Consider the following 8,204-nt stretch of genomic DNA (forward strand, 5'->3'; position numbering starts at 1 on the left):
AATCTGGTGCCGGGGGTTAACCCGGCACCAGTGACCTGTTTGAGCGAGAATTACTCGTCTTCCAGTTCGATGTTGATACCCAGCGAACGAATCTCTTTCAACAGTACGTTGAAGGATTCTGGCATGCCCGGTTCCATCTGATGGTTGCCGTCCACGATGTTTTTATACATCTTGGTACGACCGTTCACGTCATCAGACTTAACGGTGAGCATTTCCTGCAGGGTGTATGCCGCGCCGTATGCTTCCAGCGCCCACACTTCCATCTCCCCGAAGCGCTGACCACCGAACTGTGCCTTACCACCCAGCGGCTGCTGAGTAACCAGGCTGTAAGAACCGGTAGAACGAGCGTGCATCTTGTCGTCGACCAGGTGGTTCAGTTTAAGCATGTACATGTAACCTACGGTTACCGGACGCTCGAACTGTTCACCGGTACGGCCGTCAAACAGCGTAATCTGACCAGACGTTGGCAGACCACCCAGTTGCAGCAGCTCTTTAATTTCAGCTTCTTTCGCACCATCGAAGACCGGCGTTGCGATTGGCATACCTTTTTTCAGGTTCTCAGCCAGGCGCAGCACTTCTTCATCGCTGAAGGTATTCAGGTCGACTTTCTGACGCACGTCGGTACCCAGATCGTAGGCTCGCTGGATGAATTCGCGCAGTTTCGCGACTTCTTCCTGCTGCTTCAGCATGGCGTTAATCTTGTCGCCGATACCTTTCGCAGCCATACCCAGGTGAGTTTCCAGGATCTGACCGATGTTCATACGAGACGGTACGCCCAGCGGGTTCAGTACGATATCTACCGGCGTACCGTTAGCATCGTGCGGCATATCTTCGATCGGGTTGATCTTAGAGATAACACCCTTGTTACCGTGACGACCTGCCATCTTATCACCAGGCTGGATCTGACGTTTAACGGCCAGATACACCTTAACAATCTTCAGCACGCCTGGTGCCAGATCGTCGCCCTGAGTGATTTTGCGGCGTTTCGCTTCGAGTTTTTTCTCGAACTCGTGTTTCAGTTCGTCATACTGCTCAGCCAGCTGTTCCAGCTGATTTTGTTTCTCTTCGTCGGTCAGGCCCAGTTCCAGCCAGCGATCGCGTGGCAGTTTGTCGAGCTTCTCAGCTTCAACGCCACCGGCAACCAGCACCGCATAAATACGGCTGAACAGACCCGCTTCGAGGATCTGCAGTTCTTCAGACAGGTCTTTCTTAGCCTGTTTGAGCTGCATCTCTTCGATTTCCAGCGCACGCTTATCTTTCTCAACGCCGTCACGGGTGAAGACCTGAACGTCGATAACCGTACCGGAAACACCGTTTGGTACGCGCAGAGAAGAGTCTTTAACGTCAGACGCTTTCTCACCGAAGATTGCACGCAGCAGTTTCTCTTCTGGCGTCAGCTGGGTTTCACCTTTAGGCGTAACCTTACCAACCAGAATGTCGCCGCCGGTCACTTCCGCACCGATGTAAACGATACCGGATTCATCCAGTTTGGAGAGCGCAGCTTCACCCACGTTAGGGATGTCAGCGGTGATCTCTTCTGGCCCCAGCTTGGTGTCACGGGACACACATGCCAGTTCCTGAATGTGGATGGTGGTGAAACGGTCTTCCTGAACCACACGCTCGGAGACGAGGATGGAGTCTTCGAAGTTGTAACCGTTCCACGGCATGAACGCTACGCGCATGTTCTGACCGAGCGCCAGTTCACCGAGGTCGGTGGACGGACCGTCTGCCAGCACGTCGCCGCGCTCAACTGGCTCACCCAGAGATACGCAAGGCATCTGGTTGATACAGGTGTTCTGGTTAGAACGGGTGTATTTGGTCAGGTTATAAATGTCGATACCTGCTTCGCCCGGATACATCTCGTCTTCGTTAACTTTGATAACGATACGGGATGCGTCGACGTACTGAACAGTACCGCCACGTTTAGCAACCGCAGTAACACCGGAGTCAACGGCAACAGCACGTTCCATACCGGTACCAACCAGCGGCTTATCAGCGCGCAGAGTTGGAACGGCCTGACGTTGCATGTTCGCACCCATCAATGCACGGTTGGCGTCATCGTGTTCCAGGAACGGGATCAGGGACGCACCGACGGATACCACCTGCTGGGTGGATACGTCCATGTAGTCAACCTGGTCGCGGCTGAACAAGCTTGATTCGCCTTTGCTACGGCAGGTAACCAGATCTTCTACAAAGTGGCCTTCGTCATCCAGGTTGGAGTTCGCCTGAGCGATAACGTAGTTGCCTTCTTCAATAGCAGACAGGTAATGAATTTCGTCGGTTACAACACCGTCAGTCACTTTACGGTACGGGGTCTCGAGGAAACCGTATTCGTTAGTCTGTGCGTACACGGACAGGGAGTTGATCAGACCGATGTTTGGACCTTCAGGCGTTTCGATTGGACATACGCGACCGTAGTGCGTCGGGTGTACGTCTCGAACTTCAAAGCCTGCGCGTTCACGGGTCAGACCGCCTGGGCCGAGTGCAGAGATACGACGTTTGTGCGTAATCTCAGACAGCGGGTTGTTCTGGTCCATGAACTGAGACAGCTGGCTTGAACCGAAGAACTCTTTCACTGCTGCAGAAATCGGCTTGGCGTTGATCATATCCTGAGGCATCAGGGTATCCAGATCGCCCAGAGACAGACGCTCTTTCACCGCACGCTCTACACGTACCAGGCCAACGCGGAATTGGTTTTCCGCCATTTCGCCTACGGAACGGATACGACGGTTGCCGAGGTGGTCGATATCGTCCACTTCGCCTTTGCCGTTACGGATATCGATGAGCTTCTTCATCACTTCGATGATGTCGTCTTTGCTCAGGATACCGGAACCTTCGATTTCGTCGCGCAGCAGAGAACGGTTGAACTTCATACGACCAACCGCGGACAGATCGTAGCGGTCTTCGGAGAAGAACAGGTTCTCGAACAGGCTTTCCGCCGCTTCGCGAGTTGGTGGCTCACCAGGACGCATCATGCGGTAGATTTCTACCAGCGCGCTCAGACGATCGGTGGTTGGGTCGACGCGAATAGTCTCAGAGATATACGCGCCGTGGTCCAGATCGTTGGTGAACAGCGTTTCGATACGTTTGTGGCCAGACTGGCTCAGCTTAGCCAACAGATCCAGGCTCAGCTCCATGTTCGCTGGGCAGATCAGCTCACCCGTTGATTCATCAACGTAATCTTTCGCGGCTACTTTTCCTGCAATGTACTCAACCGGAACTTCGATGAGTTTGATATCATCTTTTTCCAGCTGGCGGATGTGGCGCGCGGTGATACGGCGACCTTTTTCCACATACACTTTGCCGTCGGCTTCGATGTCGAACGACGCGGTCTCACCACGCAGACGTTCCGGCACCAACTCCATCTGCAGCTTGTTGTCGCGGATTTCAAAGATCACTTTCTCAAAGAACAGGTCCAGGATCTGTTCAGTGGTGTATTGCAGCGCACGCAGAATGATGGTTGCAGGCAGCTTACGACGACGGTCGATACGGACAAACAGGTTGTCTTTCGGATCGAACTCGAAGTCCAGCCATGAACCACGGTAAGGAATGATGCGTGCGTTATACAGTACTTTACCGGAAGAGTGTGTTTTACCTTTATCGCTGTCGAAGAAGACGCCCGGGCTACGATGCAGCTGGGAAACGATAACACGCTCAGTACCGTTGATAACGAAAGTACCGTTGTCCGTCATGAGTGGAATTTCACCCATGTAGACTTCTTGTTCTTTAATGTCTTTTACGGTGCCTTCCGGCGCTTCGCGCTCGTAGATCACCAGACGCAGTTTTACGCGCAGCGGTGCGGAATAGGTCACGCCACGGATCTGACATTCCTGAACGTCAAACACCGGTTCGCCAAGGCGGTAGCTGACGTACTGCAGCTCGGAGTTACCGCTGTAGCTCTGAATCGGGAACACGGAGCGGAAGGCTGCTTCCAGACCGTACTGCCCTTCAGGATCTTGCTCGATAAACTTCTGGAACGAGTCAAGCTGGATAGAAAGGAGATATGGAATGTCCAGAACTTGTGGACGTTTACCAAAATCCTTACGAATACGTTTTTTCTCGGTATAGGAGTAAACCATAGGGTTCCTCAGCTCGCTGACAAGTCGACCCATCTGTCCGACGAAGGGACAGTTTGTGCAACACCATTTTGTGGACCGGAAAATTGAATACTTTCCGCAATACCTGTTGCTATCACGCTTAAATCATTTCGTCGCGATTTACACAGAGCGAGCACCCTGTCGCAATATATTAAGTCGTCGATAGAAACATGCATTGTCAGGACAATCAGCAGTCAAACAGTGTGAAATGCTACTGATGCCTTACAGCGCAAAAAGGCTGGTGACTAAAAAGTCACCAGCCATCAGCCTAATGACTTAGGCTGCAACCAGAAAAGTTGGCTTATTTAACTTCAACTTCAGCGCCAGCTTCTTCCAGAGATTTTTTCAGTGCTTCTGCGTCGTCTTTGCTCACGCCTTCTTTCAGCGCAGCTGGAGCAGATTCTACCAGGTCTTTAGCTTCTTTCAGACCCAGGCCAGTTGCGCCACGTACTGCTTTGATAACAGCAACTTTGTTAGCGCCAGCAGCTTTCAGAATTACGTCGAATTCAGTTTTTTCTTCAGCAGCTTCAGCCGGGCCCGCAGCTACAGCTACAGCAGCAGCAGCAGAAACACCGAATTTTTCTTCCATTGCAGAAATCAGTTCTACAACGTCCATTACGGACATAGCTGCAACTGCTTCAATGATTTGATCTTTAGTGATAGACATTTAAATTGTTCCTGAAAATCAGAATAAGTTTATACGTAAGCAAATGCTTTATAAAGATAACTGCGATTAAGCAGCTTCTTTCGCATCGCGAACAGCAGCCAGAGTGCGAACCAGTTTGCCAGCCGAAGCTTCTTTCATGGTTGCCATCAGGCGTGCAATTGCTTCTTCGTAGGTCGGCAGGGTTGCCAGGCGATCGATGTTCGATGCCGTGATCAACTCACCTTCAAAGGCTGCAGCTTTGACCTCAAATTTTGCATTCGCTTTCGCGAACTCTTTGAACAGACGAGCGGCAGCGCCCGGGTGTTCCATAGAGTATGCAATCAGGGTCGGACCAACAAACGTGTCTTTCAGGCACTCGAACTGAGTACCTTCAACTACGCGACGCAGCAGGGTGTTACGAACAACACGCATGTATACGCCAGCTTCACGACCTGCTTTACGCAGTTCAGTCATTTTGTCTACAGTAACGCCACGGGAATCCGCAACTACTGCAGACAGCGCGCCTTTGGCTACTTCGCTGACTTCAGCAACAATCGCTTGTTTGTCTTGAAGATTTAAAGCCATTAGCTTTGCTCCTGGATGTTTGCCGGAACTCATGTTCCGGAACTCACTTCACTCTCCCCAACGGAAAGAGCGTCTTAATACGGTGAGCAGAAACAAGCCAGAGTATCCAAAAATAATCTTAGCGTTCTGTCACCGTCTACGCAGGGGATTAAGTCTCTTGCGAAACACCTGCGGTCTTCGACGGAGGCCTGGATTAGGCCAGGCTCCAACGAACAAATCTTTTAGCCGCTAACTTTCGTTAGCAAACGTGGGGGTAAGATTGTAGACAAAATCACCGCCCACGTAAAGGCATTAGTTTGCAGCAGCGCTCAGGCCAGCCTGGTCAACTGCAACACCTGCACCCATGGTGGTGGAGATGCTAACTTTCTTGATGTACACGCCTTTCGCCTGAGTTGGTTTTGCTTTTTTCAGCGCAACCAGCAGAGATTCCAGGTTTTCTTTCAGTTTGTCAGCGTCAAAGTCCACTTTACCGATGGTGGTGTGGATGATGCCGTTTTTGTCGTTACGATAACGAACCTGACCTGCTTTAGCGTTCTTAACCGCTTCAGCAACGTTAGGGGTTACAGTACCAACTTTCGGGTTTGGCATCAGGCCGCGTGGACCCAGAACCTGGCCCAGCTGGCCAACAACGCGCATTGCATCTGGAGAAGCAATAACAACGTCAAAGTTCATTTCGCCTTTCTTGATCTGATCAGCCAGATCTTCCATACCTACCAGTTCAGCGCCGGCAGCTTTAGCAGCTTCAGCGTTTGCACCCTGAGCAAATACAGCTACGCGAACGGAACGGCCAGTACCGTGTGGCAGTACAGTTGCGCCACGAACGTTCTGATCGGATTTACGAGCGTCGATGCCGAGGTTAACGGCAACGTCAACGCTTTCAACGAACTTAGCAGTTGCCAGTTCTTTCAGCAGAGCGATAGCTTCGTTGATGTCGTACTGTTTGGTCGCATCAACTTTGTCACGGATCACGGACATGCGCTTGGTCAGTTTAGCCATTTCTTAGTCCTCCACTACCAGGCCCATGGAACGTGCAGTACCTTCGATTGAGCGAGTCATCGCTTCAATGTCGGCACCAGTCATGTCGGCAGCTTTGGTCTGCGCGATTTCCTGCAGCTGAGAGCGGGAAATTTTACCCACTTTGTCTTTGTTCGGTTTACCGGAACCAGACTTGATACCAGCCGCTTTCTTCAGCAGAACTGCTGCTGGAGGGGTTTTGGTAACGAAAGTGAAAGAACGGTCAGCGTAAACAGTGATTACGACTGGGATTGGCAGACCTTTTTCCAGGGATTCGGTTTTGGCGTTGAACGCTTTACAGAATTCCATGATGTTCACACCCTGCTGACCCAGAGCTGGACCAACTGGTGGACTTGGGTTCGCCATACCAGCTGCAACCTGCAGCTTGACGTAGGCTTGTACTTTCTTAGCCATTCTAAAATCCTCTGATTGGGTAATAGCGCCTCAGGAAGGCTCCCCGTGAATAAAATTCGTTTTACGGGCCGGGGCCCATAAAAACAAAAGGCGCGAAATTGTATTCCAATCTCGCGCCCTGTGCAACGATTAAATCGCCGCTTTTTTGATCGCTGCTTAGGCTTTTTCGACCTGCGCAAAGTCCAGTTCTACCGGGGTCGCACGACCGAAGATAGAAACAGAAACTTTCAGGCGGGACTTCTCGTAGTCCACTTCTTCAACGACGCCGTTAAAGTCAGCAAACGGACCGTCGCTAACACGAACCATTTCACCCGGTTCAAACAGCGTTTTAGGACGCGGCTTATCACCCACCTGCTGCAGGCGGTTCATAATCGCATCAACTTCTTTGTCGCTGATTGGCGCCGGACGGTCAGACGTGCCGCCGATAAAGCCCATCACGCGCGGTACGCTGCGCACCAGGTGCCAGCTAGCGTCGTTCATCACCATCTGAACCAGCACGTAACCCGGGAAGAATTTACGCTCGCTTTTGCGACGTTGGCCGCCACGGATCTCAACCACTTCTTCGGTCGGAACCATAACTTCGCCAAATAACTCTTCCATGTTGTGTAATTTGATATGCTCACGCAGCGACGTTGCTACGCGGCCTTCAAAACCGGAAAACGCCTGAACGACGTACCAACGCTTTTTAGGGGCTTCAGACATCTTAGAACCTCAGGCCAGTAATAAAGGAAACCAGGCGAACCAGAATACCATCCAGTCCCCACAGGATCAGTGACATTACAGCGGTAACCGCCGCTACGATCAGCGTGGTGTGCAATGTTTCCTGGCGAGTCGGCCAAATGACCTTACGAACTTCGGTACGCGCTTCACGTGCAAAAGCAACGGTTGCTTTACCTTTAGTCGTCAACAGCGCGACACCGCCCGCTGCAGCAATCAGAATCACCACTGCCAGCGCGCGGAGCGGCAGCATCATGTCACGATAAAGATAGTTGCCAACGATTGCCACAATCAGCAGCACGGCAACAGCGACCCACTTCATCGCTTCCAGGCCGCGCCCGCTCCCTTGAGCTTCGGTATTCGCACTCATAAACCAACCTGTCAGAAGAATTCTACAAATAATTTCACCCCGCGATTGCGAGGCGAGCCAAATCGAAACGCTAATCCCTTTATGGATTATACGCTCTCTGCAGAGCCTGTCTCAGCAATGATTATGACAAAAATAATCACTGATGAGCCAGGTTCTGATGTGAAAGCGTGCAAAAAGGGCATCAAATGATGCCCTTTTCATGCGCATTGCGTCAAATGTTATCAGCGATTAGCCGAGAACTTTAGCAACCACGCCCGCGCCAACGGTACGGCCGCCTTCACGGATTGCGAAACGCAGACCGTCGTCCATCGCGATTGGGTGGATCAGAGTCACAACCATCTTGATGTTGTCGCCTGGCATT

7 protein-coding genes and 1 pseudogene are annotated in these 8,204 nt (G+C 51.6%); all 8 read right to left on the reverse strand.

The features are described from left to right. Positions 1–50: 50 nt before the first annotated feature. Positions 51–4,079 (reverse strand): DNA-directed RNA polymerase subunit beta, encoded by a 4,029-nt coding sequence (rpoB, locus tag AB8846_RS22600; RefSeq protein WP_023334099.1) that lies wholly within the window; start codon positions 4,077–4,079, stop codon positions 51–53. A gap of 319 nt (positions 4,080–4,398) precedes the next feature. Further along, positions 4,399–4,764, reverse strand: coding sequence for a 50S ribosomal protein L7/L12 (gene rplL, locus AB8846_RS22605; RefSeq protein ID WP_006176746.1), 366 nt, complete (start codon positions 4,762–4,764; stop codon positions 4,399–4,401). A 66-nt stretch (positions 4,765–4,830) separates the two neighbouring features. Then, positions 4,831–5,328 (reverse strand): 50S ribosomal protein L10, encoded by a 498-nt coding sequence (gene rplJ / locus AB8846_RS22610; RefSeq protein ID WP_005132895.1) that lies wholly within the window; start codon positions 5,326–5,328, stop codon positions 4,831–4,833. Between the two features lie 291 nt (positions 5,329–5,619). Beyond that, positions 5,620–6,324: a 50S ribosomal protein L1 gene (gene rplA, locus AB8846_RS22615; protein ID WP_006176745.1), complete on the reverse strand. Its 705-nt coding sequence runs from the start codon at positions 6,322–6,324 to the stop codon at positions 5,620–5,622. 3 nt (positions 6,325–6,327) lie between these two features. Further along, on the reverse strand, positions 6,328–6,756 hold the full coding sequence (rplK, locus tag AB8846_RS22620) for a 50S ribosomal protein L11 (protein ID WP_063145615.1): 429 nt from the start codon (positions 6,754–6,756) through the stop codon (positions 6,328–6,330). Positions 6,757–6,912: 156 nt separating this feature from the next. Then, entirely contained in the window at positions 6,913–7,458 is a 546-nt protein-coding gene (nusG, locus tag AB8846_RS22625; protein ID WP_002438628.1) for a transcription termination/antitermination protein NusG, read from the reverse strand. Position 7,459: 1 nt separating this feature from the next. Next, complete coding sequence (gene secE / locus AB8846_RS22630; RefSeq protein ID WP_014068449.1) at positions 7,460–7,843, reverse strand: preprotein translocase subunit SecE; 384 nt, start codon at positions 7,841–7,843, stop codon at positions 7,460–7,462. A gap of 228 nt (positions 7,844–8,071) precedes the next feature. Beyond that, positions 8,072–8,204, reverse strand: a pseudogene (gene tuf / locus AB8846_RS22635) (elongation factor Tu); the annotation flags it as partial.

This window comes from Enterobacter sp. KB-221C9 (assembly GCF_041320715.1).
Classification (GTDB): Bacteria; Pseudomonadota; Gammaproteobacteria; order Enterobacterales; family Enterobacteriaceae; genus Enterobacter; species Enterobacter asburiae_D.